This window comes from Luteimonas deserti, assembly GCF_013425765.1.
In the GTDB taxonomy this organism is placed as follows: domain Bacteria; phylum Pseudomonadota; class Gammaproteobacteria; order Xanthomonadales; family Xanthomonadaceae; genus Luteimonas; species Luteimonas deserti.
This window is the reverse complement of sequence record NZ_JACCJZ010000017.1, coordinates 330,049-357,027: the sequence shown is the minus strand read 5'-3', so window position 1 is coordinate 357,027 and position 26,979 is coordinate 330,049. Positions and strand designations below refer to the sequence as shown.

At 68.0% G+C, this 26,979-nt stretch carries 20 protein-coding genes; 9 read left to right on the top strand and 11 right to left on the bottom strand.

Annotated elements, in window-relative coordinates; all coding sequences use genetic code 11:
- The first annotated feature begins 570 nt into the window (after positions 1–570).
- The 4 genes from H0E82_RS10735 (at position 571) to H0E82_RS10720 (ending at position 3,790) form a co-directional block, all read left to right on the top strand.
- Positions 571–1,419 (top strand): ion transporter, encoded by an 849-nt coding sequence (locus tag H0E82_RS10735; protein WP_180545442.1) that lies wholly within the window; start codon positions 571–573, stop codon positions 1,417–1,419.
- Between the two features lie 75 nt (positions 1,420–1,494).
- A complete protein-coding gene (locus tag H0E82_RS10730) occupies positions 1,495–1,824 on the top strand; it encodes an HPF/RaiA family ribosome-associated protein (RefSeq protein ID WP_219338502.1) in 330 nt (109 codons plus the stop codon).
- A gap of 466 nt (positions 1,825–2,290) precedes the next feature.
- Positions 2,291–2,698, top strand: a complete 408-nt coding sequence (locus H0E82_RS10725; RefSeq protein ID WP_180545441.1) for an EF-Tu C-terminal domain-related protein — start codon at positions 2,291–2,293, stop codon at positions 2,696–2,698.
- A 36-nt stretch (positions 2,699–2,734) separates the two neighbouring features.
- A complete protein-coding gene (locus H0E82_RS10720; protein WP_235974270.1) occupies positions 2,735–3,790 on the top strand; it encodes a DUF4344 domain-containing metallopeptidase in 1,056 nt (351 codons plus the stop codon).
- 36 nt (positions 3,791–3,826) lie between these two features.
- Here the strand turns inward: H0E82_RS10720 and H0E82_RS10715 are convergent, their stop codons facing one another.
- The 6 genes from H0E82_RS10715 to H0E82_RS10690 all read right to left on the bottom strand — a co-directional run bounded on the left by H0E82_RS10715 (position 3,827) and on the right by H0E82_RS10690 (position 13,134).
- Positions 3,827–5,131: a PQQ-dependent sugar dehydrogenase gene (locus H0E82_RS10715; protein ID WP_180545440.1), complete on the bottom strand. Its 1,305-nt coding sequence runs from the start codon at positions 5,129–5,131 to the stop codon at positions 3,827–3,829.
- 185 nt (positions 5,132–5,316) lie between these two features.
- The gene (locus H0E82_RS10710) at positions 5,317–6,849 is read right to left on the bottom strand and encodes a tryptophan halogenase family protein (protein ID WP_180545439.1); all 1,533 of its coding nucleotides are present in this window, start codon (positions 6,847–6,849) and stop codon (positions 5,317–5,319) included.
- Positions 6,850–6,871: 22 nt separating this feature from the next.
- Positions 6,872–7,873, bottom strand: a complete 1,002-nt coding sequence (locus H0E82_RS10705) for a cupin-like domain-containing protein (RefSeq protein WP_180545582.1) — start codon at positions 7,871–7,873, stop codon at positions 6,872–6,874.
- Positions 7,874–7,891: 18 nt separating this feature from the next.
- Positions 7,892–8,647, bottom strand: a complete 756-nt coding sequence (locus H0E82_RS10700; protein WP_180545438.1) for a SapC family protein — start codon at positions 8,645–8,647, stop codon at positions 7,892–7,894.
- Positions 8,648–8,811: 164 nt separating this feature from the next.
- On the bottom strand, positions 8,812–11,952 hold the full coding sequence (locus H0E82_RS10695; protein WP_180545437.1) for a TonB-dependent receptor: 3,141 nt from the start codon (positions 11,950–11,952) through the stop codon (positions 8,812–8,814).
- Positions 11,953–12,933: 981 nt separating this feature from the next.
- On the bottom strand, positions 12,934–13,134 hold the full coding sequence (locus tag H0E82_RS10690; protein ID WP_180545436.1) for a hypothetical protein: 201 nt from the start codon (positions 13,132–13,134) through the stop codon (positions 12,934–12,936).
- 545 nt (positions 13,135–13,679) lie between these two features.
- Here H0E82_RS10690 and H0E82_RS10685 point away from each other — a divergent pair.
- The 4 genes from H0E82_RS10685 to H0E82_RS10670 are packed head-to-tail and all read left to right on the top strand — an operon-like array spanning position 13,680 to position 19,342.
- Positions 13,680–15,812, top strand: a complete 2,133-nt coding sequence (locus H0E82_RS10685; RefSeq protein WP_180545435.1) for a TonB-dependent siderophore receptor — start codon at positions 13,680–13,682, stop codon at positions 15,810–15,812.
- The gene (locus tag H0E82_RS10680; protein ID WP_180545434.1) at positions 15,812–17,239 is read left to right on the top strand and encodes a DUF3526 domain-containing protein; all 1,428 of its coding nucleotides are present in this window, start codon (positions 15,812–15,814) and stop codon (positions 17,237–17,239) included. Before H0E82_RS10685 ends, H0E82_RS10680 begins: the two co-directional genes overlap by 1 nt.
- The gene (locus H0E82_RS10675) at positions 17,236–18,612 is read left to right on the top strand and encodes a DUF3526 domain-containing protein (protein ID WP_180545433.1); all 1,377 of its coding nucleotides are present in this window, start codon (positions 17,236–17,238) and stop codon (positions 18,610–18,612) included. Before H0E82_RS10680 ends, H0E82_RS10675 begins: the two co-directional genes overlap by 4 nt.
- Before the next feature lie 7 nt (positions 18,613–18,619).
- Positions 18,620–19,342, top strand: coding sequence for an ABC transporter ATP-binding protein (locus tag H0E82_RS10670; protein WP_180545432.1), 723 nt, complete (start codon positions 18,620–18,622; stop codon positions 19,340–19,342).
- A 170-nt stretch (positions 19,343–19,512) separates the two neighbouring features.
- On the opposite strand, the gene H0E82_RS10665 is transcribed toward H0E82_RS10670, so the two are convergent.
- From H0E82_RS10665 to H0E82_RS10645, 5 genes are all read right to left on the bottom strand, one after another.
- Complete coding sequence (locus tag H0E82_RS10665; protein ID WP_180545431.1) at positions 19,513–20,388, bottom strand: ABC transporter substrate-binding protein; 876 nt, start codon at positions 20,386–20,388, stop codon at positions 19,513–19,515.
- A gap of 156 nt (positions 20,389–20,544) precedes the next feature.
- Positions 20,545–21,507, bottom strand: a complete 963-nt coding sequence (gene motB, locus H0E82_RS10660; RefSeq protein WP_180545430.1) for a flagellar motor protein MotB — start codon at positions 21,505–21,507, stop codon at positions 20,545–20,547.
- A 12-nt stretch (positions 21,508–21,519) separates the two neighbouring features.
- The gene (gene motA / locus H0E82_RS10655; RefSeq protein ID WP_180545429.1) at positions 21,520–22,380 is read right to left on the bottom strand and encodes a flagellar motor stator protein MotA; all 861 of its coding nucleotides are present in this window, start codon (positions 22,378–22,380) and stop codon (positions 21,520–21,522) included.
- A gap of 835 nt (positions 22,381–23,215) precedes the next feature.
- Entirely contained in the window at positions 23,216–23,437 is a 222-nt protein-coding gene (locus H0E82_RS10650; protein WP_180545428.1) for a hypervirulence associated TUDOR domain-containing protein, read from the bottom strand.
- Positions 23,438–23,734: 297 nt separating this feature from the next.
- Positions 23,735–24,466 carry a 2OG-Fe(II) oxygenase gene (locus tag H0E82_RS10645; RefSeq protein WP_180545427.1) on the bottom strand — a complete coding sequence of 244 codons (732 nt, stop codon included), beginning with the start codon at positions 24,464–24,466 and terminating at the stop codon, positions 23,735–23,737.
- 441 nt (positions 24,467–24,907) lie between these two features.
- On the opposite strand from H0E82_RS10645, the gene H0E82_RS10640 reads away from it, so the two are divergent.
- The gene (locus tag H0E82_RS10640; RefSeq protein WP_180545426.1) at positions 24,908–26,977 is read left to right on the top strand and encodes a PhoX family protein; all 2,070 of its coding nucleotides are present in this window, start codon (positions 24,908–24,910) and stop codon (positions 26,975–26,977) included.
- Positions 26,978–26,979 lie beyond the last annotated feature (2 nt).

Genomic DNA, 26,979 nt, shown 5'->3' with positions numbered 1-26,979 from the left:
TCGGGCTGGAGGTGCCGAGGCACCGAGGGGCGCACACCCCTACGCTGCAGCGTCATGAACGCAAGAAGCCCGGCACCGTGTCGAACGTCGGAACGTGCGGAGATCGGGGGCTGCGGACGACCCCCCAGCGTAGCGCTCGCTTTCACCCGCCGCCGGGTGACCGACGTAGCGGCGGTGGACATAGGTCTGTTGAGTGCAGCCGGTCGAGACGCGCACCGCGTATCGGGGTGCGTAGCCGCAGCGTTCGAGCACCCTGAGGCCGCCCCCCGATCGGCGCACCGCCTGCTGGGCCGGACAGATCACACGTGGGAATCGGCGGCTCGATGCGCCCGCACCCGTCGACGCGGCGAGACGCAGATCTTCCTGCTCGTCGGGCGGCACAGGCCGGGCGACAGACGTGCCGGGCACGGGCCCGTGGCGCCCTGCGCCGAGGCTGCTCGCCGCACCTGGCGTCCGGACTCACGCGAAGCTGCGTCCGTCGCCCATGCCCGCTAGCATGGGCCGGTTTGCGGCCCCGGCCCGCCGGCTCGCCCGGCGACCCGGCCGCGCGTCACTTGCTCCGGAGCTCCCATGCGCGACACCAGTGTGACCGAACACCACGGCCTGCGCGGCCGCCTGCATACCGTCATCGCCCATCCCCGGGTGCAGACCGGCATCCTCGTACTGATCATCGTCAATGCGATCCTGCTGGGCATGGAGACCTCGCCGCGCATCGTCGCGGCCTACGGCGACCTGATCCGCCTGGCCGACACGGCGATCCTCGCGGTCTTCGTGACCGAGATCGCGATCCGCCTGTTCGTGCACCGCGCCCGGTTCTTCACCGATCCCTGGAGCCTGTTCGATTTCGCGGTGGTCACCATCGCGCTGGTGCCCGCGTCCGGCCCGTTCTCGGTACTGCGTGCGTTGCGGGTGCTGCGCGTGTTGCGCGTGCTGACCATCGTGCCGTCGATGCGCCGCGTGGTGGGCGCCCTGCTCGGCGCGGTGCCGGGCCTGCTGTCGATCGGCATGGTGCTCGTGCTGATCTATTACGTCTGTGCGGTGATCGCCACCAACCTGTTCGGGGCCGCGTTTCCGGACTGGTTCGGCAACATCGGCCGCTCGTTCTACTCGCTGTTCCAGATCATGACTCTGGAGAGCTGGTCGATGGGCATTTCGCGACCGGTGATGCAGGAGTTCCCGTATGCCTGGGCATTCTTCATTCCCTTCATCCTCATCGCCACATTCACCATGCTCAACCTGTTCATCGGCGTCATCGTGGACGCGATGCAGACGGTGTCCGAAGCCGAGCACGCCGACACGCTGGATGCGCTGGACCGCACCCAGGAGCACATCGAAGCTGACGTCCATGCGGAAGTGCGTGCATTGCGCGACGAGATCCGCAGCCTGCGCACCCTGCTTGAAGCGCGCGCCGCACCCTAGGCCATGCCGGGTTGCGCCGCGCCGGGGCTTCACGGTGACTCAAGTGCGTCGTCGTTACGCTGACTCCATCCGTAGATGCAGGAGCGCTTCTTGAATATCCAGTTCAACACCGACAACCACATCGATGGCAACGACGCACTCGAAGCGCGGGTCAACGCGATGCTCGAGCAGCATCTGGGCCGTTTCTACCCGCGTCTGAGCCGGATCGAGGTGTTCCTGTCCGACAGCAACTCCAGCAAGGGCGGGCCGAACGACAAGCGCTGCGCGCTCGAGGCGCGCATGCAGAACGACGATCCGATCGGCGCGAGCCACGACGACCAGGATGTGGAGCGTGCGATCCGCGGTGCCTGCGACAAGCTCAAGAGCCTCCTGGATTCGCGGATCGAGAAGCAACGCGGGTATTGAGGCCTGCACGGCTGCGGGCATGTTCCGTCGCCGACTGCCAGCACGGGCATCGATGAGGCGGTCCGTCCTGACGGACAGGGTTTCCACGCCAGCAGCGACCGTGGCCGGAACAACCCCGGCCCCGGCCACGTCCCTCCCGTGGCGAGCAGTGATGCGTCGGTTTCGGCCATGGGTGCTCGCTGGGCGCTTTTCTCCGCCGCGATACCGGCGCGCCGGCCTGCAGGATGGCCGTCCGGGTTCATCACCACGCCGATGTCATCACCACGCATCGGCCAGGGCGGGCCGACGCATACGGAGCGCTGACCCTTGATCAAGTGGCGGGGTTCAGGCTGCGCGGCATGCGACTGCGGTGGGCGCGGCACGCCGTCGCATTCGTGGCGCCGCACGTGCGCAGCCATGGCGAACGCGGTGGCACTCCATCGCGTGCGCGGCTAGCCTTGCGGTTCACCCGCACGGACGCCATGCCATGAATCTCATCTGCGCAACCACCGCAGGCCTGCTCGCGCTGCTTCTCGCCACCTCTGCAGGTGCAAGCGAGCCCGGACCTGCCGCCATCGACTTCGATGCCGGCCGACCCATCGCGGGCGCACTGAGCTTGAACGGGTCGGAGAGCGGACGCGATGCGCGCAGGACGCCCATCTTCAGCAAATACAGGCCGACGCTCGTGTTCGGTGGGCGCGAGGTGATCTGCACGATCCATCTTGCGCAAGGGGTGCGCACGATCGCCCCGGGCGAAACCGGCGACGTCACCCTGGACTGCCGCAACGCCGTTTCGGTGGCGCCCGGAACGCGTGTGACGGTGCGCGAAGGCGGCAAGAACGTGGGGCATGTCCTGGTACGCGCGCCGGAAACCCCGACGTCCGCTCGCCCCTGAGCCTCCTTCGACGGCGCCGTCGACGTGATACCTGCGATGCGCACGCGGCTGCCCACTGCCGCCGGCGACCCGACGACGCCCGACATCCGCGGTTCCGGCACCGAGTCCCGTGTCCTGCACTGGCGGATGTCCCGTTGCCACCGCGCGACCGTAGCGGGGCTGATGGCGGCGCTGCTCGCCCTCGGGTGCACAGGCGGCGCAGGCGACCGCCTGCGCAATCCCGGCCGCGTCGATCCGGCCCCGCAGGCGTGGGCGGACGCCCTGCGTGCGGTGGTGCAGGTGCGCCGTGGGCATCCGCACGTATCTGCGCGCCCGGCCCCGCCGCCGTTCGAGTACGTCTACCGCCCCCCGCGTTCGCACGATCTGCAGGCGATCCACGAGCGCGTCCTGGAAGCCGATCTGCTGCAGCGCTTGCCGGAGGTGCAGGCGATCGACGGCATGTTCGCGCTGCCGCGCCGCCTGCGCTATGTCACCCAGGAGTGTGGCGAATTCGGCGCGTTCTACCGCCCGGCCGATGCCGAAGTCGTGCTGTGCTACGAGACGCTGCGCACGCTGTACGAGCGCGGCCAGGACCAGCAGCGCGCGAGCCGCCTGGCGGAGGACCATCCCCTGCGTTACACGCGGGCCAATATCCGCTTCATCGTGCTGCACGAAACCGGACATGCGCTCGTGCACCTGCTGGATCTCCCGGTGACCGGACGCCAGGAAGACGCGGTCGACCAGCTCGCGGCAATCCTGATGCTGCGCTTCGCCGGGGTGGAGGAGACGCCCGCCGAGGTGATCGCCAACCTGCGCATGGCCGCCAACTGGATGCTCTCCGACAGCACTGGCGCCTACGATCTGGAGGCGTACGCAGCGGAACACGCGCTGGGCGAGCAGCGGTACTTCAATCTGCAATGCCTGATCTACGGGACCGATCCGGACAGTTTCGCCGGCATGGTGGATACCGGCGACCTCACCGCCCAGCGTGCCCGCGGCTGCGCGCGCGAAACACGACTGATCAGCCGTGCATGGCTGCGGCTGCTGCTGCCGCATCTCGCGCCCGGCTACGAGATCTACGAGGACGAAGCCGCACGCTATCTCGAGCAGTGAGCAGCGCGGTGCGCGGATTCGGCCCTGGCGCCCGGCTCAGTCGTCGCGGGCGAAGCGGATGACCAGGCCCGCGCGATCGTCGGTGGCCCAGATGGCGCCGTCATCGGCGACCGCCAGGCCGACCGGCGACCCCTGGGGCCGCACGCCGCGCTCCAGACCCCAGCCGGGGGTCAGCTCCACCGGCGTGGCGGCGGGACCGGCGCCGTAGGCACGCATGCCCTGGCCATGGACCGGAAAGCGCGGGTGCGCATCGACCGTCGGCACACCCCGGTCATCGACCGCGAAACTCGCGATGCGTCCACCCACCGAGCGATGGCCGTGCCAGCTCATCAGCAGCCGACCCTGCAATGCGGGGAACATGGCCCCCTCGTACCAGAGCATGTCCAACGGTGCGGCATGGGGCGGCAGCAGCAGGGCGGGCGCGGTATGCGTCGCCGCCCGGCACCATCCGGCACGCTCCGGCCAGGCGGGGGTCGCCCGGTCCCGATCGAAACAGTAGGGCCAGCCATAGTGGTGTCCGGCCTCGACGATGTTGAGTTCCTCGAACGGTGACCACCGGGTAGCGAAGTCGTAACTGTTCTCGCCCTGCAGCACCGTGCCCGATGCATGCACCGCGAGGGCCACCGAATTGCGCAGGCCACGCGCGAAGACTTCGTGGTCGGACGACCATCGCCCGCCTCCGGCGTACCGGTACAGCCGAAGACTGGCCGCATCCTCGTCGCCTTCGCTCTGTGCGCAGCGGCCTTCGTCGGTACGCAGCGCCGGCCCCGCGCACTGGTCGCTCGGTGCGCCGACGTTGACCAGCAGATCGCCGCCCGGAAGAAAGACGAACTTGGACAAGGGATGCCGGTGGGCATGCAGGCGGTTGTCGGGAAGTCCGTCGATCACCGTCTGCACGGTCGCGGCCGGCTCCACGGCGCCGGGATCGAATCGCAGGATCCGGCTCATCTCGCCGACGTAGATCGCGCCGTCGGGGCCGCGGGCGATGGCATGCGGCAGGTGCAGGCCATCCAGCACGCGGTCCAGCCGAGCCTTGGTGCCCACGCCCGTCCGGATCCGCCAGACCGCGCCACGCGCGCCTTCCCAGGCGCCGAGGTCGGTCACCAGCCAGGTGTCGGCATCGAGTTGCAGCAGTGACCGCGGCAGGCGCAGCGGCCGCGTCGGGTCCTGCGTCGTGGGGCCGAGCACCAGGCCTGCGCACATGCCGCGCATCGTGCCGATGGCCAGACGCGGGTAGCCGTCGCAAGCGTCTCCAGCCACACGGTGCGGCTCACGCGCGCCGGCGGCGAGCAACGGGACCAGGCAGAGCACGAGCAGGGCTGCAGGGCGCAGGCGAGGCATCCAGCGGTTCCAGGGTTCGGGGCGAGCATGGTGGCCGCATGCGGTGGATCCGTCACCTTGTTTCGCGCCCGACGAGCAGGCCCGTCGCGGCGCGCGACAGGTCAGCTCCGCGAGAGCGAGCGCGCGTCGCATGCCGAGGTGCCGGTCCGTGCCGGCGCGCCAAGGCGCGTCCACGCAGCCTCCGGTCAGGCTGCGGGTGCGCGCGAGCCCCAGACAGCCGCAGGCGACTTGCAGTAGTGCTCGATGAAGGCCTGCTGGGATGGCATCCCGTCCACCGTGCGCCGGATCGGATCGCGGATCGATGCCAGCAGCCGCTGCAGGTCGTCGTCCCCCAGGGCGCGCGCCAGCGGATGATGCTGCCTCGGCTCGATTCCCTGGCCCAGCAGCACATGGGTCCAGGAGTCGACGCGGAACAGTTCGTCCGCGCCTTGCCAGGCGTGGCCGCGCTCGCGCCAGGCGCGCAGTCGCAGCTCGAGCGAAGGCGGCAATGGCATCTCGCGGCATGCGGTCCACATCGGCTCCTCGCGCCGGGTGGCGTGGTAGTGCAGCACGATGAAGTCGCGCACGTGCTCGGCTTCGGCGCGGGCGGCATCGTTGAACAGATCCACGAGCGACGATGCGATGCCTTCGAACGGGAACAGCTGGATCAGACGCACCACCGCACTGATCGCCAGGTGCAGGCTGGTCGATTCCAGCGGCTCGATGAAGCCGCTGGCCAGCCCCAGCGCGATCACGTTCCGGTTCCAGGTCTTGAGCCGGCGGCCGGTGCGGAACGGCACCACCCTCGGCTCCGCCAAAGGCGGGCCCTCGATGTCGCGCAGCAGTTTCGCGTGGGCCTCGTCGTCGGACATGTAGCGGCTGGAATACACCAGTCCATTCCCCACCCGGTGCTGCAGCGGGATCTGCCAGCGCCAACCGGCCTTGTGCGCGATCGCCCGCGTATACGGCACCGGTGAGCCCGACAGCGCGGTCTGCACTGCGACGGCCCGGTCGCTCGGCAGCCAGTGGCTCCAGTCCTCGTAGCCGGTCTGCAACGCCTGCTCGATCAACAGTCCGCGAAAACCGGTGCAGTCGATGAACAGGTCGCCCTCGATGCGTCGGCCATCGTCGAGCACCAGGGCGTCGACATCACCGCTGGTCGCATGCCGGCTCACGGCGCCGATGCGGCCCTCGATACGGACCAGTCCGTGCCGTTCGGCGATACCGCGCAGGAATTGGGCGTAGAGACCGGCGTCGAGGTGGTAGGCATAGTTCACCTGGGGCCGGGTCTGCAGCGAGAAGCGAGCCGCGCGCGAGGCCACCGACTCCAGGCAGAAGTCGCCCAGCTCGGAGGACATGCCGCGGCGCAGGCTGTCGAGCCAGAAATGATGGAAGCCGGCGGCCAGGGTGCCCTGCCCCGTCATTCCGAACGGGTGGATGTAGTGGTGCCCCGGGCGTCGCCAGCCCTCGAACGAGATCGAGAGTTTGAAAGTGCCGGCCACCGCGCGCAGGAAGGCCTGCTCGTCGATCTGCAGGAAGCGGTGGAAGCTGCGAATGGGCGGCACGGTGGACTCGCCCACTCCGATGGTGCCGATCTGGTCCGACTCCACCAGGGTGATGTCGAGGCGATCACGGAACTGGTGCGCGAGCGCGCAGCCCGCGAGCCAGCCTGCAGTTCCGCCGCCTGCGATCACCACCTTGCGAACGGGGCCGCCGGCCCCGGGTGCTGCCTCATTCATCCAGGCGTGCTCCTGATGCGGTTCAGCGGTTGAGACGCGCGATCAGCATGGCGCGCATGCGGCGCGCCAGCGTCTCGTCGATGGGGCCGAGCACGTCGCGTGCCGCTGCAGGAAGATGCGCGCCTGCACGGTCGGCCGGGCCGAAGACGTAGTAGTCGAAGATCCGGGCCCAGGCCTGCTTTTCGCGCTCGGGGAGGTCCCGCACCGTCCACAGCGCATGCTGCAGCGCGAGCAGCGGCGACGCGAGGTAGGCCGGCGACCGACGCCACCAGTAGTTCACCAGCACATTGAACGGTGCGAGTCCCTGCACCTGGTGCCACCACATGCTGGGGATGAAGATCGCGTCGCCCGGTTCCAGCACGGCGGTCTGCGCAGACGCCATCGCATCTCGGAAGCGTGGAAACCTAGACTCGTCCGGGTTCGTGAAATCGACCAGGCTCACGACCTGGCCCCCCGGCGTGGGCTCCAGCGGGCCCGGATAGAGGTTGTCGATCTGCTCGGGCGGAAACAGCGTGAACCTGCGACGGCCGACCGCGCAGACCGCGAGGTTGTCGGGCGCGTCGAAGTGGCACGACGCCACGACGCGGTTGCCGATCCAGATACTGGGCGGTGCGTCGATGCCGAGTCCCGCGAGCGGCAGCGCATTGTGTTCGGAAAAGCCGGGCAGCGCGCCGGCCACCGGCAGTGAGGCGACGTAGTATGTCGGTGGCTGCGGATCGTCGAGATGGTTCGAGATCGCGTCGAGCACCTCGCCGAGCCCGCCGCGGCGCACCTCGAAGTTCAATGCGGTGCAGTCGGCGTTGTAGAACGGGCGCCCTTCGATCTCCGGTGGGCCGAAGGAATACGGCACCGCACGGCCCCCGTCGAAGCCGCGCAGATATGCCATGGCATCGGCGACGGACGCCCCCCCGGCACGCACCAGACCCCAGTCGCGGGCGACCCCCTTGAGCACCGCAGGCTGGCCCTCGGCCGTCAATGCATCCAGCGGGAGTGCACCCGGATCGCAGTCGTCCAGCGTGCGCATGGCGGCGGGCGTCACGTCTCAGCGTCCTCGGGTCGCCACCGGCATGTCCTGCTCGCGCAAACGCCGCTGCTTCTCGGCCATCAGGCGGCGCATGTTGTGCAGCGACGCCAGCACCAGATAGGCCCCTTCCAGATATCCCGCGCGGCTGAGACCTTCGAGCGCCGCGCCGTCCAGCGCGACCAGACGGTCACGGTCGATGCCGTGCAGGCCGGCGACATCGACGCGGTGCCGGTCGTCGAGCTCGACCGCCAGCGACACCGGCTGGATCAGTCCCAGCGCATCGAAAGCGTCGAACATCTGTGCGCCAAAATCGGTCCCGTCACGGATGCCGCGCAGCACGCCGGCGATATGTTCGAGGTAGGGACTGTTGCCGCCCTGAGGAAGAAACACCGGTTCACCCGTCTCTTCAACCACGCGCGGATGCTCGAGGTCGACGTGGATCACCGGCTCCTGCCGCAGCTCGCCGTCGATATGCTGCGTCTGGAAGCCGATGAGGAACGGTCCCTTGGCGACCGCACCCGGCAGATAGCTGGCATTCCAGCGCCCGTCGCGCAGGAACAGGTTCTCCCTCTGCTCGAAACCGAGCAGTGCCACCGACGTCCAAGCCCCCTCCGCGTCCTTCCGGAAGAAGATCGGATACTCGCGCTGGAGCTCCGCGTACTCGCTCGGAAACGCAGGCACCATGCCCACGTCGTCGCCGTATTGCGGCCCGAAGCCCGTGGCCACGCGAAGCGCGGCGTGGGCCACGTTGTTGAGCAGTTCGTAACGGGCCATCGCCCCTCCCTACCGGACGTCGCGGATGCGGCTGCGACCGGCACGATGTTACCGGGTGCGGCGCGTGGACCGGGCACCCGGATGCACCACCGAACCCGAAAGCGCCGATCCCGCTGCACGCCGCAGCGGGATCGCCTTCGCGTCGGACCGGGTACCGGTCGCGATCAGAACCGGTACCGCACACCCAGCATGTAGCGCGGGCTCTGGTCGGCCAGCTTGACGATCTGCTGGTCGGTGCGGGCGTGCCAGCGGACGTCCTCGCCGGTCAGGTTGATCGCCTCGAACCCGAACGACCAGTTCCGGTTCAGCGCGTAGTTCACGCTGAGGTCCCACTGGTCGTAAGCCTCGACGTAGTACGGATTCTTGCTGTTGCCCTGGTTGGCGAGGATCAGATATTCATCACGCCAGTTCCAGGCCAGGCGCACCGTCCAGCCGTACTTCTCGTACATGAAGACCGCGTTGGCGGTGTCGCTGAGGCCGGTGAGCGCGAACTGGTCGACGTTCGGATCGCCCGCGTTGTCGTAGCCGACGTCGCCGTTGACGATCGTGTAGTTGGCGAGGATGCCGAACCCGCTGTCGCCGAAGAAGTACTGGCCGCCCAGCTCCCAGCCGCGCAGCGTGGCCGCGCTCTGGTTGATCGGCTGGCTGACGTTGAACTGGTACAGCGGGTCGTTGGCGTTGCCGTAGACGTCGTAAGCCGCTTCCAGCGCGAGCGCCTGGGCGCCCGTGCCGTCGAACGCGCCGAGACCGGCCGGGTCGTTGCGCAGCAAGGCCAGCGCACTGAACAGCGATGTGTCGTTGCCGGAACACGCCGACGCATTGGCAGCGCCCACCTGCGCCGCGCATGCCGGGCTGAGCAGGAAGGCGAGCGCGGCCTGGGCATCCGGGCCCGAGGTCGGGTCGCGCAGTCCGTAGAGCGGCTCCTGGGTGATGGTGTTGCCGATGAAGTTGTTCACCGACTTGGTCCAGTACGTCACCGACAGGTAACTCGCGTTGGCGAAATACCATTCGAGCGCCAGATCGAGGTTGTCCGACTCCAGCGGCTTGAGGCTCGGGTTCTGCGAGTTGCCCTGAGCGCGGACCGAGGAATCCAGCAGGACCGAGCCGGTCGGCTGCTGGGCCCCCGGGCCTGCATAGAGGTTTCCGTAAGGCGCACGCGCGATGCTCTTGCCGAACGACGCGCGCCCCTTCAACTGGTCGGTGAAATCGAGACTGAAATCGAGATTCGGCAGGATGTAGCTGTAGCTCGAGCGTTCGCTGAAGGGCTGCTTCTCGTCCGACAGCAGGATGCGGAAGTCGTTGTTGGACTGCCACTCGATCGCCTCGGGAATGGCGATGATCGAGGTCGAGGTGATGTCGGTGGTTTCGTAGCGCACGCCGATACGGGTGTTGGTGCGCATGCCGCCGAGCTCACCCTCGAGCGAGAGCTGCATGTACGCCGAATTGGTCTTCTCTTCGACCCGGTTGTCGGCCGAGTTCTGCGGGCTTACGCCCAGGCCCACACCGTACTGACCGGCCGCCCACTGCGCGAGCGCACCGGCGTCGCCGCGCCACGCCGGCCAGCTGCTGAAGGAGTAGTCGTCGAACAGACCCACGATGTTGACCGGCTGCAGGAAGTTCATCAGGCCGCCGGCCACGTCGGAATCGACGTTCGCCACGCTCCAGTCGCCGAGGGCCGAATAGGCCTCGGCCGCCTGCAGACGATGTGTCGTGACCTTGTTGCTGTCGACGCCGAACTGGAAGCGGCCCTGGTCGAAGCTCCACTCGCCGTCGACCCGTCCCTGCTTGATCTCGCTGACCTGGGTCTGCGCATTGACGCGGAGCACCTGACTGCCGATCTCGCCAGCCACGAAGCCCGGGTTGACGACACCGTTGGTGCGCGCGATCGCATCCGCGGTCGAGGGATACCAGGTCTGCGTGCCGACCGGCATGCCGTTGTTGAAGGCGAGTTCCTGCACCCACGAGCCGCCGCAATGCGGGCCCGTGGTGCAGTTGTTGGTGCCCGCGATGCTCATGAAGATCGAGCCGCCGCCGGTGAGCGGATCGTTCGGCCGGCTCTCGGTCTTCGAGTTGTGAGCGTCGAAGCTCAGCCGGAAATCGGTGCTGACGTCCCAGACCGCGTTCAAGCCCAGCGAACCGAGCTTGTACTCCTGCATGCTGCGCTGCTGCTCGAGGCCGAAATCCTTGGTGCCGGCGATCTCGCGGATGTAGGTCGGCGTCGCCACCGCGCCGGACGTGTCGAACTCGATGTTGGTGTAGTCGCTGTTCTGCAACCACATCCCCTGCTCGCCGCGGTTCTCGGTGATCTCGTTCGTCGAGTAGGTGTAGTCCAACGTCAGCGTGACGCTGTCGGTCGGCGCGAACTGCACGACGGCCTGGCCATTGATGCGCTCGCGTTCGAATTCGGAAAACGCGTAACGCAGGTCATTGGGGCGCGCGTACAGCTCGCCGATGGCCGGCGCGTTGACCACCGCCGGATTGCCCGGCATCGAGCCCGTCCACGGCTGGATGTTCCAGTAGTTGTTGGTGGCCTGCACCGAGCCGCCCTGGCGCTTCTGGTAACTGGTGCTCAGTCCCACGCCGAAGGTCTTGTCGGGATTGGTGTAGCTGAAGATGCCGGACAGTTCGGGCGTCAGATCGTTCTCGAACGGCTGGCTGCGGTCGGAAACGACCTTGGCACCCGCACTGGCGACGACGCCCGAATGGTTGAACGGTCGGTCGGTGAGGATGTTGATCGTCGCGCCGATACCGCCGCTGGGCACGTGGGCCTGGCTGGTCTTGTAGACCTCGATCCCGCTGATGGACTCGGCCGCGAGCTGCGCGAAATTGAAAGCGCGCGTGCCGCCATCCACACCACCGATCGCCACCTGGCCGGCGGCACCGAAGGCGTCGGCGCCGGGCACCTGACGTCCATTGAGCGTGACCATGTTGAACTGAGGACCGAAACCGCGCGCCGTGACCTGCGCGCCCTCGCCATCGCGTCGCTCGATCGAGATGCCGGTAATGCGCTGCAGGGATTCGGCGAGATTGGTATCCGGGAACTTGCCGATGTCCTCGGCGCTGATCGCATCGACCACGCCCGCGGCTTCGCGCTTCGTCTCCATCGACTGGTTGAGGCTGCTGCGCAACGCGGTGACGGTGACCGTATCGAGATTGGTCGCCGCCTGGCTCGACGACGGGGCAGACTCGGACGCAGGCCGGGCAGTCTGCTGCGGCTCCTGCGCGAATGCGGGATTGAGAATCAGCACCCCCCCGACGAAGGTGAACATCGCACGCGATTTCAAACGCTTCAACTTACGATTCATGTGGCCTTTCCCTCAGCACCAGGATTGCAACGACCGTGAGCACGTCGCCCCCGGCACCCTTTTTTCACGCATGTCCGCTCGCGAACCGATGACACGATCCGAGTCGCTATCGACCTCTCACATCCGCAGGATCGTCTGCGCCGCATATGCAAATACTCGATGCGGCCTTTGCTTCCCCTCGCGTCGCACTTCATGTCACAAGGTGCGCCGCCCCTTCCGGCACTCCTTATCGAGCGTTGTCGCATCTCTAGTAGAGCCAGCAGCCGCATCCACCGTGATAGCGCTAACACATCGTTGACGCAGATTTATTACGCGCTGAGGATTTTGTCACCGTGCAGCGCAACAAAGTGATCGGACATTCGCAGCTGCTGCTCACGCGCTCAACTGGTGACACCGGTGACATGCGCTGAGTTACATGCCTTACTGCTCAATTTGCAATCTCGAGCCCCCGCCCGCCAACTGCCTCCTCCTGGTCGTACGGTACGTCTCCCCGCGCGGGATGAGATCACCCAACCACTAGGACCGGCATCGCATGGGTACATCAAAGCGGCCTGCGTAGCCCTGTTCGCAGGCACCCGGCCGAGTAAACATGAGGAGTCAGCGCCGACGGTGAATGAAGAGCGGACACGAGCGACGCGATCGTCCGACGGAACCAACCAGATTGACGACATCTTTGCCGGAATACCGCCGTGTTGCGCAGCATGCAGGCAGCGACGTACTCGTGCACACGCTGCGCAGTGCCCGACGCGCGGCGCTCACGCCGTCGCACCTCAGGCTCCGTACGCAGCAAGGACTGGGAGAGCTCTTCGAGAGGCAGTTTTTTTGCGCCGGCGCACCACAAAACGCAGCGTTCGTGATGCACACGGTCTCTCGACGAAGTCGGGCTCCCGGATTTTGACGTCCCGTTCGCAGCACGGAACCCGTCGGCTTACGTAAGTCGTGCCCCATGCCGCGGCGGAAGTTTCACCACGATCGCGGCGCTCAGCTATCGAAATCGACGCCGATGATCCGGCAGACCTCTTCCTGGTTGTAGCCGTGAAAGCGGCGGCCCCGCGTGGTGTGGGTGCGGGCGAACAGGGCGCCGTTCGCCTGGGTGCGCTCGCGCTTTTCCTGCAGCAGCCACTTCGCGTAGTCGTGGCTGAGATTGCGTTCCCGGGTCGGGTCGCGTTGCATCCGGGCCATCAGTCGCATCCTCGGTATCGAAGTGCTGCGCGTGCGCAGCGACGGCACAGGATACGTGGCCATCGAAGAGCGGCGTCCTGGCGGGGCACACGCTCCTCCGGACGGCGTCGCCTCCGGCCGCACCGTTCTTGCGGTCTCCGTCGGTGGACGTGTCGAGTGCTTGACGAAAGCGCCGTAGACGCCGGTTCGATTCCGAAGTCGGCTGCTCGCAGCGTCGCCCGGTATTGCCCCGTTGCCTCAGGCAGACATTTGTCGGCGGAGTACGGAGCGTCGCGCCCGCGACGGCGGATGGGGTCCTGCAAGCTTTCTGAACCCCCTGCTGGAAATGGGCCTCGCCGGACATGGTCTTCCACACGGTTCGGGGGGCTCAGAACACAAGTCCTCTCGCCCTGGATTTCCGCGGCCGGCGTGTCCGATAACAGACAAGATGAATACGAATCGAGAGTCATGTTATAACTTAACGTCACCTTCACCTTATTGAGCTTCAGATGAACCTCGTCTCGCCCGCTGTCCTCCGATCGCCTCGCCGTGGCACACGCGCCCTCGTGGTCGCGCCCCTGTTCGCCGCGATGCTGCCTGCCCTGGCACAGACTTCGCCGGCCAGTGATCTGGACACCATCCGGGTCACGGGTGCACGTGGAAGCTACGCCGCGGAATCGGTGAGCATCGGCGGCAAGGAGCCGGTGTCCATCCTCGATGTGCCCAATACGGTCAGCGTGATCACGCAACAGCGGATCCTCGACCAGAACCTGGTCACGATGACCGATGCCCTTGCCCAGGTGCCGGGTGTCTACGTCACCACCTGGGACGGACTGATCGGGCAGATCCGCTCGCGCGGCTATCTGCTCGATGTGTCGTACGACGGCATTCCGGCCTGGAACAGCGGCCAGGCACAGGAATTCGATCTCGTCGTCTACGAGCAGGTGGAAGTCCTGCGCGGTCCAGCCGGCATCTTCAAGGGCTCGGGCCAGCCGAGCGGCACGGCGAACTTCATCCGCAAGCGTGCGCCGGGCGTCTTCGGCGCGACCGGCGCGGTCTCGGCGGGCTCCTGGAACAATTACCGCGTCGAGGCCGATGTCGGCGCGCCTCTGGGGTTCGACGGCCGCCTGCGTGGTCGCTTCGCCGGCTCCTACCAGGAGCGCGACTTCTTCGTCGACCGCTCGCACCAGGAGAAGGTGGTCGCCTACGGCGTGCTGGATTTCGACATCAGCGACCGGACGCTCGCCTCGGCGATGGTCACCTACCAGGATGACCGCGGCGACGCGATGAGCATGGGACTGGCCAACTACAACCTGCCCGGCCATCCGCTGCACAACCGGTTCCTCGACGTGCCGCGCTCCACCAACCAGTACCCGGACTGGAACCTCAATGTCTACGAGACCATCGAGTACGCCGCCGACCTGCGTCACCAGTTCGCCAACCGCTGGGTCGTGCGGGCCAAGGTCACCTACCGCGACCAGCAGAAGGTCTTCACCGACGGCTACCCGACGCCTGGCGTTGGGCTGAATCCGGTCACCGGGCGCTTCCCGAGCTACAACCGGCGCACCAACGACGGCACTACCGAGCGCACCGGCACCGACCTCTACGCGTCCGGTCCGCTCGCACTCTTCGGGCGCGAGCACACGCTGACGGTGGGCCACAGCTACGAGCTGTACGAGAACGTCAACACCGGCATTTCCAATGTCCCCTACACCGGCACGCCGCCGGGATCTGGCGTTGTACTGGAGGACGCCGCGTCGGTGCCACGCCCGAACTTCGTGGCCAACAACGGCGGGCACACGCGCACCATCCAGCGGGGCGTGTACGGGCAGGGCCGCTTCGAGATCGTCGACGGCCTCACCGCCGTACTCGGTGCGCGGGTCAGCGATTTCAATTCCAAGTTCCGCACGATCGCGCCCAACCCCAATCCCACGGCATTCGCCAACCGCGGGCGCGAGTCCGGGGTGGTCACGCCGTACGGCGGCCTCGTCTATTACGTGCAGCCGAACGTCAGCCTCTACGGCAGCTACTCGGACATCTTCATTCCGCAGACCTCGCTGCAGTACGACGGTGGCGCCGGAACGGCGCTCGACCCGCGCGTGGGCAAGCAGTTCGAGGTCGGGGTCAAGGGCACCTTCTTCGATTCCGGCCTCAATGCCTCGCTGGCGGCGTTCCGCACCCGCGACGTGAACCGTCCGTTCGCCGACCCCGCCCATCCCGGCTTCTTCATTCCTCTGGGCGAAGTGGAAGTGCGCGGTGTCGATCTCGAGATCAACGGCAGTCCGACGCAGGGCATCGATCTCTCGTTCGGCTACACGTTCCTGGAAACGGAGCACATCCAGAACCAGAACGCGAACCTGATCGGCCAGCCGATCGACACCTGGGAGCCGGAACACACCGTCAAGGCCTTCGCCAAGTACACGCCGGGCGCTCCCGGCTGGGACCGCGGGTGGATCGCCGCGGGCCTGCAGGCGCAGAGCCTGTTCGTGGGCGGAGGTGTCAAAGGCGTGCGCGAGCAGCCGTCCTATGCGCTGCTGAGCCTGCATGGCGGCTATGCACTCTCGCCGACGCTGGCGATCTCCGCCTCCTTCAACAACCTGCTGGACAAGGTGTACTACGCGCGGGTGGGCGGGCCGAACACGTACAACACCTTCGGCGAGCCGCGGAACGTCACCCTCACCCTGCGGGCGCGCTACTGATGTCGACCCGTCACCTGCTGGCCATCGCCGGCACCCAGACCCGGCTGCACTGGCGCGACCGCCGCCTGGTCTGGGTCAGTGCCCTGGTGGTGCTGGTGATGCTGACCAGTCTGCTGACCGGGCATGGGCGCTTCAGCCGGCTCGGGCTCGAGCGCAGCGCCGCCGAGCTCGAAGCGGCGCGGATCTGGAACGACCAGGGTCCCACCAATCCACACGGGGCCGCGCATTTCGGACGTGACGTCTACGCACCGGTTTCACCACTGGCCGCGCTCGATCCCGGACTGACCGACCAACTGGGCGTGTCGGTCCGGCTCGAGGGACACTCGCAGAATCCGGCGCGGGACCGGCCGACCGAGTCCGGAGCCGCGGCCTCGCGCTTCGGCGGCTTCAGTGCGGCGTGGGCGCTCAAGGTGCTCGCACCGCTGGTGATCATCCTGGCCGGGTTCTCCACGTTCGCAGGCGAGCGTTCGCGCGAGCTGCTGATGCAGGAGCTGGCCGCCGGCGTGCCGGCGCGCACCCTCATGACGGGGCAGCTGCTCGCGCTCGGCGGCTGGGCGCTCGCCCTCGTCGCGGTGTTCACCGGCGCCGGCCTCGTGCTGCTCGCCCGGGGCAACGCCGACATGCAGGACTACCTCTCGGCCGTGAGCATCGGTGCCGGATTTCTCGCCTATCTGCTGTTGTTCGTCGGCCTGACCCTGGCAGCCTCCGCACATTTCCGCACCGCGCGCGGAGCGCTGGTGGCCCTGCTCTGCTTCTGGGCGTTCTCAACCCTGATCGCGCCGCGGCTGGTGCCGGCGCTGGCCGAGCACCGGCATCCGACGCCCAGCGCACCCGCGTTCGAGAAGGCGGTCACCGATGAAGCCCGCAACGGCATCAGCGGCCACGACCCGGCCGACCAGCGTCTGGATGCCTTCCGCGAAGCGACACTTCTCCGCTACGGGGTGAGTCGCGTGGAAGATCTGCCGGTGAACTTCGCAGGTCTGGCGCTGGAGTTCGGCGAGCGCAACTCCACCGAGACCTACAACCGCCATTACGCCGACCTGTTCGACCGTTACGCGGGCCAGGCACGCGTGCAGCGTGTCGCCGCCGTGCTCGCCCCGGAGCTGGCGATCGCCCCGCTGTCGATGGCGTTCGCCGGCACGGACACCGACGCGCACCTGGCCTTCCTGCGCCAGGCCGAGGACTACCGCTACCGGCTGATCCAGACCCTCAATGCCGATGTCGCCCGGCATCTTCCCCAGGGCGATGGTCCATACCTGACCGATGTCGGCGCCCTCACCGCGAGCCTGGTCTTCGCGCCGGAACGGCGGGCGCTCGGCGCGATCTGGCGCAGCCAGGCGGTCAATGCGGCGATCCTGCTGGCCTGGGCCCTGGCCGCACTGGCGCTGGCCAGCTACGCCGGCGCGCGACTGGGGCGACCTCGATGAGCGGCATCCTGCCGATCCTGGGCCAGGAACTGCGGCTGGCCGCGCGCGACCGCGCCTTGCCCTGGCTGCTGCTCGCCTTCGCGCTGACCGCCTTCTACGGCGCCTGGACCGGCGCCCAATGGCGCGCCGAGCGCGCGGCCACGGTGGCCGGTGTCGTGGCCGAGATCGACGAGATCATGGAGACGCGGCGCGAGCAGTTCGCCAAGGCCGCGCCGGGCGAGCAGCCGTTCGCCGCCCAGCCGCAGGGCGTGCCGTTCCGGCCGGTGCTCGAACCCGGGCCGCTGGGCGCGCTGTCGATCGGCCAGGCGGAGGCCTATCCCTATGCCGGCCGCATGCTGCCGCTCAGCGACGACACCATCTTCGATGCGTTCCGGGTGCACGTGGACAACCCGGCGATGAAGGCCGCCGGCCGTTTCGATCTGGCCTTCGTCATCGTCGCGCTGATGCCCTTGCTGCTCCTCGCCGCGACCTACGACGTCTGGGTGCGGGAGCGCGAACGCGGCCCCGGTGCGATGGCGCTGTCGCAGCCTCTGCTGCCGCGCACGCTGCTGCTCGCCAAGCTGCTGGCGCGCGGCCTGCTGGTGCTCGCGCCGATGGCCCTGCTTGCTTGCGCGGCGCTGGCCTGGGTCTCGGGTCCGCATCCCACCGGCCTGGCGATGACCCTGCTGACGATCGTGGGTTATGGCCTCTTCTGGCTCGCACTGGCGCTGATGGTGAACGTGCTGGTGCGGCGCACCGCCGCAGCCGCGGTCGCCTGCGGTGTGCTGTGGCTGCTCGTGGTCGCCCTTGGGCCGGCGCTGGCATTGGCCGTGGTGGACATCGTCCGTCCCGCCCCCTCGGCGATCGCACAGGGCAATGCGCTGCGCGCGGTCTATCTCGAACATCGCGCGGAGGTACGGGGCCGTCCCCCCCTGGTCGAACCGGTTCCGCCGCCGCGCCTGCCGCAGCGGCTGCGTGTGTTCGTGGACGACGCGCTGCGGCTGGAAGCGCGCAAGGCGCCGATCCGCGCACCGTACGAAGCCGCACTTGCCGATCGCCGCGCCCATATCGACGCGATCCGCTTCGTGCTGCCCTCGGTGGCCGCCCAGGACGCACTGGACCGCATCGCCGGATCCGACGCCGATCGCGCGGTGGATTTCCGGGCGCAGGTGCTGGCCTTCCGCGGCGAGACCCGCGCATGGCTGGCCGGGCGACTCGACGCCGACGCCCCGATCACGCTCGACGACTATGCCCGCGTGCCGCAGTTCGCATTCCGCGAACCGGACCAGCGCACGCCGTTGCTGTGGGACTGGGCCGTTCTTCTGGCCGGCACGCTGCTGATCGCCGGCGCCACCCTGTGGCGGCTCGGCCGCCGCCATCCGCTCGAGACATGAGGTCCCCATGCTGAAGTCAGACGCACTCACCAAACGCTTCGGCGACCGTACCGCGCTGGACGGCCTGGACCTCGAAATCCAGGCCGGCGAGGTCTACTGCCTGCTCGGTGCCAACGGCGCCGGCAAGAGCACGACCATCAAGCTGTTTCTCGGCTTCCTGAAGCCGACGTCGGGACGCGCCCTCGTGGATGGCATCGACGTGGTGCTCGACCCGCTCGGCGCACGCCGGCGCCTGCTCTACATTCCCGAACTGGTCGCGCTGCACGACGAGCTGACCGGCTTCGAGAACCTGCGCTACTTCGCAACGCTCGCCGGTATCGAAGACGCTTCACCTTCGCGTCTCAGGGCGTGCCTGGCAGACGCCGGCCTGCAGGCCGCAGCGGTCGACCGCCGGGCCGCGACCTACTCCAAGGGCATGCGTCAGAAAGTCGGCGTGGCGCTCGCGATCGCCAAGGAGGCGCGCGTACTGCTGCTGGACGAACCGACCTCGGGCCTCGATCCACAGGCGTCGGCCGAGTTCCACGATCTGGTCGCGCGTCGCCGCGACGCCGGTGCTGCGGTGCTCATGGCCACCCACGACCTGTTCCGCGCGCGGCAGGTCGCCGACCGGATCGGCATCATGCGCGCCGGCCGGCTCGTGCGCAGCCTCGAGGCGGGCGTGCTCAGCGCCCAGCAGCTCGAGTCGGCGTACCTGGAGGCGATGGCCGCCGAGACCGCGCAGGTCGCCTGACGCGAACGCTCTCGCGCGGTACGGGGCGGCCCGGCCGCGCGCTACCCCGGGCCGGTGCCGCCGGATCGACCGTCGATGCCTGCGTCCATTCACCTTCGGCGCCGCACGCGGCGCGGCTTCGCGCCCGGCCTTGCGGCAGGTCGGAGGTCCGGAGCCGCGCCCGGAGCCCGTCAGGCGTACAGGGCCTCGTATCCGGTGCGATCGACCTGGCTCAGCCCGAGTGCTTCGAACTGCTGCCACATGCCCTGCCAGCGCGCCGCATCGCGCCGCACCGGGCCGACGAGTCGCGGGCAGGTATCGGCCACAATCGCATCCATCAGCGCCGTCGGTTCGGTGCGGCTGTAGCGGTACCACAGGGCGGCCGCCTCCGCGGGATCGTCGCGGCACAGGCGCGCGCCCTGCCCGACCAGTCGCGTCACGGTGTCCACCACATCCGGATGCTCGGCCATGAAGCGCTGCGAGGTGAAGAGTTCCAGCGCCGAGAAGTTGTGCATGCCGACGTCGTGCGTGGCGATGAACCGGGTATCCATTCCTGCCAGTCGCGCTTCCACGCCTTCGAAATTGGCGAAGCACAGCCATGCCCCGTCGTACCCGGCGCGCAGGTTGGCCAGATGTTCGAAGCCGGCGCTCTCGATGCGCACCTGTGTGGCGCCGAATGACGCTCCCTGGGCCGTGCACCAGCGCGAAAGGATCTCGACGGCGATCGCATCGGTGACGCCGCCGGCCACCGGCGACGCAAGGCGCACCGCGCCGCCCGCGAGCAGACGTGCGCCGGCCTCGCGTTTCAGCAGGATTCCGCCCTCGGTCTCGAAGAAACAGCCCAATGCGCGCAAGCCGGGCCGGTGCGCATCGATCATGTGCAGCGGCTCGTTGCAGGCGAAGGCGATCTCGCCCTCGACCACCGCGGCCAGCCCGTCGTAGTGATCGTCCGGCACCAGCAGTTCGAGTTCGATTCCGGCGTCGCGATACCAGCCGCGCTCGATGCCGGCGATCAGCGGCAGGTGGTCGGGATTGAGGAACCACTCGAGGGAGAGCTGCAGCTTCATCGGGACGGCTCGGCACTGCGACGGCCGGACAGACTAGTCGACGGGCGGCACACGGTACAGCCGCACGGTCGCTACAGGTGTGCCCACACCACGCCGGGGCGCATGCCCAGCGCAACCGCCACTTCGCACCCACGCTCCGTTGCGTCGACGCCGCGCTCAGCGCGCGGGCAACGCATCCGCGCTCGGCCCGATATCCGCCGACGCGCCGGGCCGGGCGTCGCCGGGCAATGGCGCGCCTGCCTGCGGACCGACGGCCGCCACCGCATCGTTCACTTCGGCCGCACTGCGCTCGGCCGCGTTGTTGAGCACCACGATACTGATGCGCCGGTTGATCGGATTGCCTTCGTCGGTCTTGTCGAACGGCACCGAGGATGCCAGGCCCACGACCCGCGAGAGTTTGCCGTCCTGCAGGCCGCCGGTCACGAGCGCCCGCCGCGCCGCGTTGGCACGCTGGGTGGAGAGCTCCCAGTTGCTGAGACCGCTGACGCCTGTATAGGGCGTGTTGTCGGTGTGCCCGGAGATCGCGATGCGGTTCTCGACCTGGTTGAAGTAGGTCGCCAGCTCGACGAGGATCTGGGTGGTGTAATCCTTGAGGTTCGGCGAGCCGAGGTCGAACATCGGCCGGTTGTGTGTGTCGACGATCTGGATGCGCAGGCCTTCGGGGGTGATGTCGATCAGCAGCTGGTCCTTGAACGGCGCCAGCGCCTGACTGCTGGCCACCGCCTTCTCCAGTGCGCGCTGCAGGGCCTCGAGCCGCTCGCGGTCGGCCAGGTCGCGCGCCGCCTGCGCGACTTCGTCCGCGCCCTGGGCAGGGCCGGCGCCGGGCGGGTTGCGGATGTGGTCGAACATCTTGATCGGCACGTCGCCGGCGCCGCCCGGCCCGTTCGAACCGGCCGCCATCGACGAAGCCGTTCCGGCAACGGCGCTCGGATTCTTGAAGTAGTCCGCGATCCCGCCCAGCTGTTCCTGCGGCATGGTCGCCACCAGCCACATGACCATGAAGAACGCCATCATCGCGGTCACGAAGTCCGCATAGGCCACTTTCCAGGCGCCGCCGTGATGGCCGCCGCCGTGCTTCTTCTTGCGGACGACGATGATGGGTTGCAGGACGTCACTCATGGCGCACCCGGATCAGCCCTTGGCGGCCTTGAGGTCGGCCTCGAGGTCCTGGAAGCTCGGGCGCACGTCGGAGAACAGCAGCTTGCGCGCGAACTCGATGGCCACCGAGGGGGCATAGCCGCGCAGCGACGCCACCAGCGCCATCTTGACCACTTCGAAGGCCTTGCCCTCCTCGTGCGCCCGGCTCTCCATCGCACTGGCGATCGGGCCGACAAAGCCGTAGGCGATGAAGATGCCGAGGAAGGTGCCGACCAGTGCCGACGCCACCTTGGCGCCGATCTCGGCAGGCGGCGCGCTGCCGACGATGGACATCGTCAGGATGATGCCCAGCACCGCCGCGACGATACCGAAGCCCGGCAGCGCATCGGCCACCTTCTGCACGGAGTGCGAGGGCTCGAGCGCCTCCTGGTGATGGGTCTCCAGCTCGTATTCCAGCAACGATTCCAGCTCGTGCGGGTTCATGTTGCCGCCCACCATCAGCCGCAGGCAGTCGGTAATGAAGGTGAGCATGTGGTGATCGCCCGACACCTTGGGATACTTCTGGAAGATCGGGCTCTTGTCGGGGTTCTCGATGTGGTCCTCGATCGACATGGTGCCGTCGCGTCGCATCTTCACCAGCATCTCGTAGATCAGCTTGAGCAGATCCACGTAGTCGGCGCGCCGGTACTTCGGCCCCTTGAGCAGCGCGATCATGCTCTGCATCGCGCTCTTCATCACCTTGACCGGTGTGGCGATCACGTAGGCGCCCAGCGCGCAGCCGCAGATCACAATGATCTCGTTCACGTGCCACAGCGACAGCAGATTGCCGCCCACCATCGTGAAGCCGCCCACCATGCTGGCGATGACGACGACGGCGCCGATGATCAGATACATGTGCCTTGGATCCGGAATGCTGGACGGTCAAGCCTGTATCGGCGGCCCGGCCCGGCGCTTGAGGCCGGACCCGTCACTCGCACTCCCTTTGTTGGACCCCGGGTGCAGCGCCGCGGGTGACAAGGGGGGCTTGCCTACGGCACGGACCGCCAGATCTCCTCTGGGGAGGCGGTGCGCCAAGGACGGCGATGCAGTCGGAAAGGGGCGCGGACAGCACTGCATGAACCAGCACAAAAATACCGCCAGACGCATGCTCGCGGCCGGCCGGTCGAAGTGCGCATGTGTCGCAGTGCCGCCTGCGTCCGGACGTGACGCCCTGGCAGCCCGACTGCCGTCGACGCCCCCCCGCCGCCGGATCAAACGGGTGTGCAGGTTCGAGGTCGCGACCAGCCGCCGGACGTCGATCGCGACGATCGACGCAACGAGCGCGACCACGCGCCACCTCGGCCGGATGCGTGACCGCGGCGTACGTCGGACGAACGCGATCGCTGGTCGACACGAAGACCGACGAGCAGCGGGATGCGGACCCAAGGAATCCGCCCTGTGCACGCGAAAGCAGTCCGTCGTCGATGCGGTTGGCGATACCCGGCGTGGTCGACGCCGAAGGCCCGAGGGCCCACTGGCGACAAGGCACACCTCGGTCCGCGCGACGCGGGCGTGGATACGGGCTGCGAGGCATGGGCGGCAAGCCCGCGGTCAAGTGCCCGCTCGGACCGGACGCGATGTCGCGTGCCGGCATGACGGTGCCCGGCGCAGTCGACCCAACGTCATGTGTGGCCTGCCGGCGGATCACGCGCCGGACAGCGAGGGACTCAGGCGATGGAACCAGTCCTGCTCACGAGGATCCATCCACCCGTTTCAAGGCATCGGCCCTGTGCGCCGCCTTGGCGCCGGTCTTGTCGCTGACCACCAGATACTGCGGCGACTCGGGGGACGCGGCGACGTGATGCCCTTTGATGGTGGTGTCGGACGTCAGCTTCCGCTCCACCTTGCCCCGGGTCTTGCCTTGCGACGTCTCCCACTCCACGTGGCTGCCTTTCCTCAGACGTGTGGCCATTGCGCTTCTCGCTGCGATCGGGTTGAAAACACAGCCTGAGGGCGCCCGGATCGAAGGATGGTGAACACGTGCGGAACCGGCCGGATCGTGCGCACGACGCATCCAGTGCCCGAAGCGCTCGGACATCCGCGTCCGGCAGCCGGCTTGGAACATGGAACACGATGCTGGCGACGCGCGGGCATCGCGTCGCCGAGGAGTGGACGTCCCAGGCACGACCGGAAACGCGTTCCGACCTCGGGCGCCACCCATTCTCTCGTCGCACTGGGCGACGCAGAGCCCACTCGCCGCTCACCATGCTCAGCGATCCCTCAGCCAGCCCGTGATCGCGTAGCGGCCGACGGGTGCATACGGTGGAACATGCGTCACCATGTGCCAGCGCGGGACAGCGAACAGGTTGAGGGTGTTGAACTGCGGCATCAGACCCAAGGTGGTATTGCCCGCATCGTCGAGGAACTGCAGGGCACCGCCGAAGTCCGGGCGCCAATCGCGCGTCATGCCGAGTACGTAGGCGATCCGCCAGCCCTCGCTGCTCTTGGCATCGCTATGGCGATGCAGGAAACAGTCGGGCGCGTAGAGCGAGGCCTGCGCATCGCACTTGACCAGTTCCGGCATTCCCGAGACCGCCCGGATCAACGACAGCCACTGCGGTCCGTTGATGTACTCGAGAAACGCATGCAGCAGCGGTACTTCGTTGGGCCATTGCTGCAGGTAGGCGTCGAGGATCGGATAATTGAGATACCGATACTGGAACCCCTGACCGGCCTCGCTGCGGATCTGCCGCTCGATGTCAGCCATCGCCCCGGGTTGGATCCTGGCGAGGTGAGCGCTATCGAGATATTGGGGACTGCCATCGAGCTCATAGGCGAGGCCCCAGGGCACTTCGGTCTCCAGGCAGGCATGCAGTCTTTGCGCAGTGCCGGCGTCGAAGACGTCCGGGATCTGCACGATGCGCTGCTGCGCGAAACGACGGGCCGCTTGGCCGATGTCGAGTTGCCGGTTGAGGATGAACGCTGGACTGGCAGGCTGCATATGCGTGTGGGCAGGAATCGACGGAGTCCGACATCGCATTCTACGTAACGATGCCGGTTGTCGATGACACTTCGGCCGAGCCGGCCATCGATCGCCGCGTGCGGCAGTGCGGCCTCGGGATCCGACGGTCGACGCCGGTACTCGCACAGCTGGCCCAGGACGTGGCACGTATCAGGCTGCCGCAGCTGGCACGATCGACGCGTCGGGCGGATCGCCGGCATCCTGCGGCTTCGATCCCGCCTGCGCGGGAGTCGCTTGCGCGCTGCTTCGGAACAGGCCCTTGCAAGCGCTGCGGTCAGGCGTCACGTCGGCCATCCGTGCCGAGGCATGGATGCATGCTGCGATCCCACGCCAGGCACCAGTTCACGCTGACATCGAAGTTTCATCGCCCCATGTCAGGCTGGCCTGCCGGAGCGACGCATCCGTTTTCCACATGTGCCGATGACCCAGCGCAAGTTCGACCCCGCACGCGACGGGCTTGACGAGGATCCCCCGCGCAGCCCGATCCCGCGATCCGACTTCCATTCCGTGATGCGTCAAGCCTTCTCGCGCCGCGCGCTCCTCAAGGGCGGGCTGGGCGCGGCGGTGATCGGACTCTTCGGCCTGCCGCTGAGCGGAGGCGCCGTGCGGGCGGCGCGTCCGGCGGCGTCGCCGAGCACGCTGCTGGGCTTCGAGTGCGTTCCCACCAGCGCGGCGGATGCGGTCTCGGTGCCGCCTGGCTATCGCGTGCAGGTGTTCCTGCCCTGGGGTGAACCGATCTGCGGCACCTACCCTGACTTCGACCGGCACGGTGGCAACAGTGCCTCGGAGCAGGCCGAGCAGATGGGCATGCACCACGACGGCATGCATTTCTTCCCCGCCGAGGACGCCACGGGCCGCCCGCGTTCAGACGCGGGCTTGCTGGTGATGAATCACGAGTACGTCGACTGGCTGTTCCTGCATCCGCGCGGACCGACGCTGACCGCGCCGCGCCCGGCCGACGAGGTGCTGAAGGAAATGAACGCGCACGGCGTGAGCGTGTGCAGCGTACGCCGCGGCGAAGACGGGGAGTGGACACTGGTCCGTGACGTACGCAACCGGCGCATCACCGCCTGCACGCCGATGACGGTCACCGGGCCGGCGCGCGGGCACAGGCTGATGCGCACCGCCTACAGCCCCGAAGGTACGCGCGCACGCGGCACCATGAACAACTGTTCGCACGGCGTGACCCCGTGGGGCACCTATCTCACCTGCGAGGAAAACTGGAACCATTATTTCGGTTATCGCGATGCCGCGGCGCGCCCCGCGCTGGACCGCTACAGCGTCAGCCATGCGCCGGGACGCTTCGGCTGGTACAGCACGCGCGGCTGGGAGACCGTGCCCTCCGAAGCGGATCCGGACGCGCTCTTCGCCCGTTTCGACGCCACCGCGCAGGGCCCGCGGGCGGAGACCGACTACCGCAACGAACCCCACACCTTCGGCTGGATCGTCGAGATCGATCCCAACGACCCGCACAGCACCCCGGTCAAGCGCACCGCGCTCGGACGCTTCGCGCACGAGGGCATCGTGTTCCAGCCGCCCGTGGAGGGCCGGCCGCTGGTGGCGTATTCCGGCGACGATGCCACCTTCGAGTACATCTACAAGTACGTCAGCCGTCATCCCTACCGCGCAGTGGACGCGGGCGGGCATCTGCTCGACGACGGCACGCTGTACGTGGCGCGGTTCGAGCCCGACGGACGTGGACGCTGGCTCGCGCTGCGCCATGGCGAGAACGGACTCACTGCTGAGAACGGGTTTGCCGACCAGGGCGAGGTGCTGATCCACGCGCGGCTGGCGGCGGATCATGTCGGCGCGACGGCGATGGACCGCCCCGAATGGGGCGCGGTGCACCCGCAATCGCGCGAGGTCTACTTCACCCTCACCAACAACACGTCGCGCACGGCCGGACAGGGCGATCCCGCCAATCCGCGCGGGCCGAACCCGTTCGGGCACATCGTGCGCTGGCGCGAGGATGCCGCGCTGCCGGCGTCGGCCGACGATCCGGCGGTCGAAGGCTTCGCCTGGGACATCTTCGCCTTCGCGGGCGACGAGCGCAGCGGTTCGGTCGCCGGGAAACCGCTCGACGCGGGCAACATCTTCGCTGCGCCCGACGGGCTCTGGTTCGACGGCGACGGCCGGCTGTGGATCCAGTGCGACGTGTCGGCCGAGGTCGTCAACCAAGGGCCTCACGCGCGCTTCGGCAACAACCAGATGCTCTGCGCCGACCCGGCGACAGGCGATCTGCGCCGGTTCCTCGTTGGGCCGGTGGGCCAGGAAATCACCGGCGTGGTCGGCACGCCCGATGGCCGCACGCTGTTCGTCAACGTGCAGCATCCGGGCGAGACGACGTCACTCGACGCGTTCAGGCAGGGGCGCTACACCTCGCACTGGCCCGACGGTGCGCCGCATCGTCCACGCTCCGCGTGCCTGGTCATCACCCGGGAAGACGGCGGTGTGATCGGCGGCGGGACGCCGCCCGACCCTGCTGCGTAGAC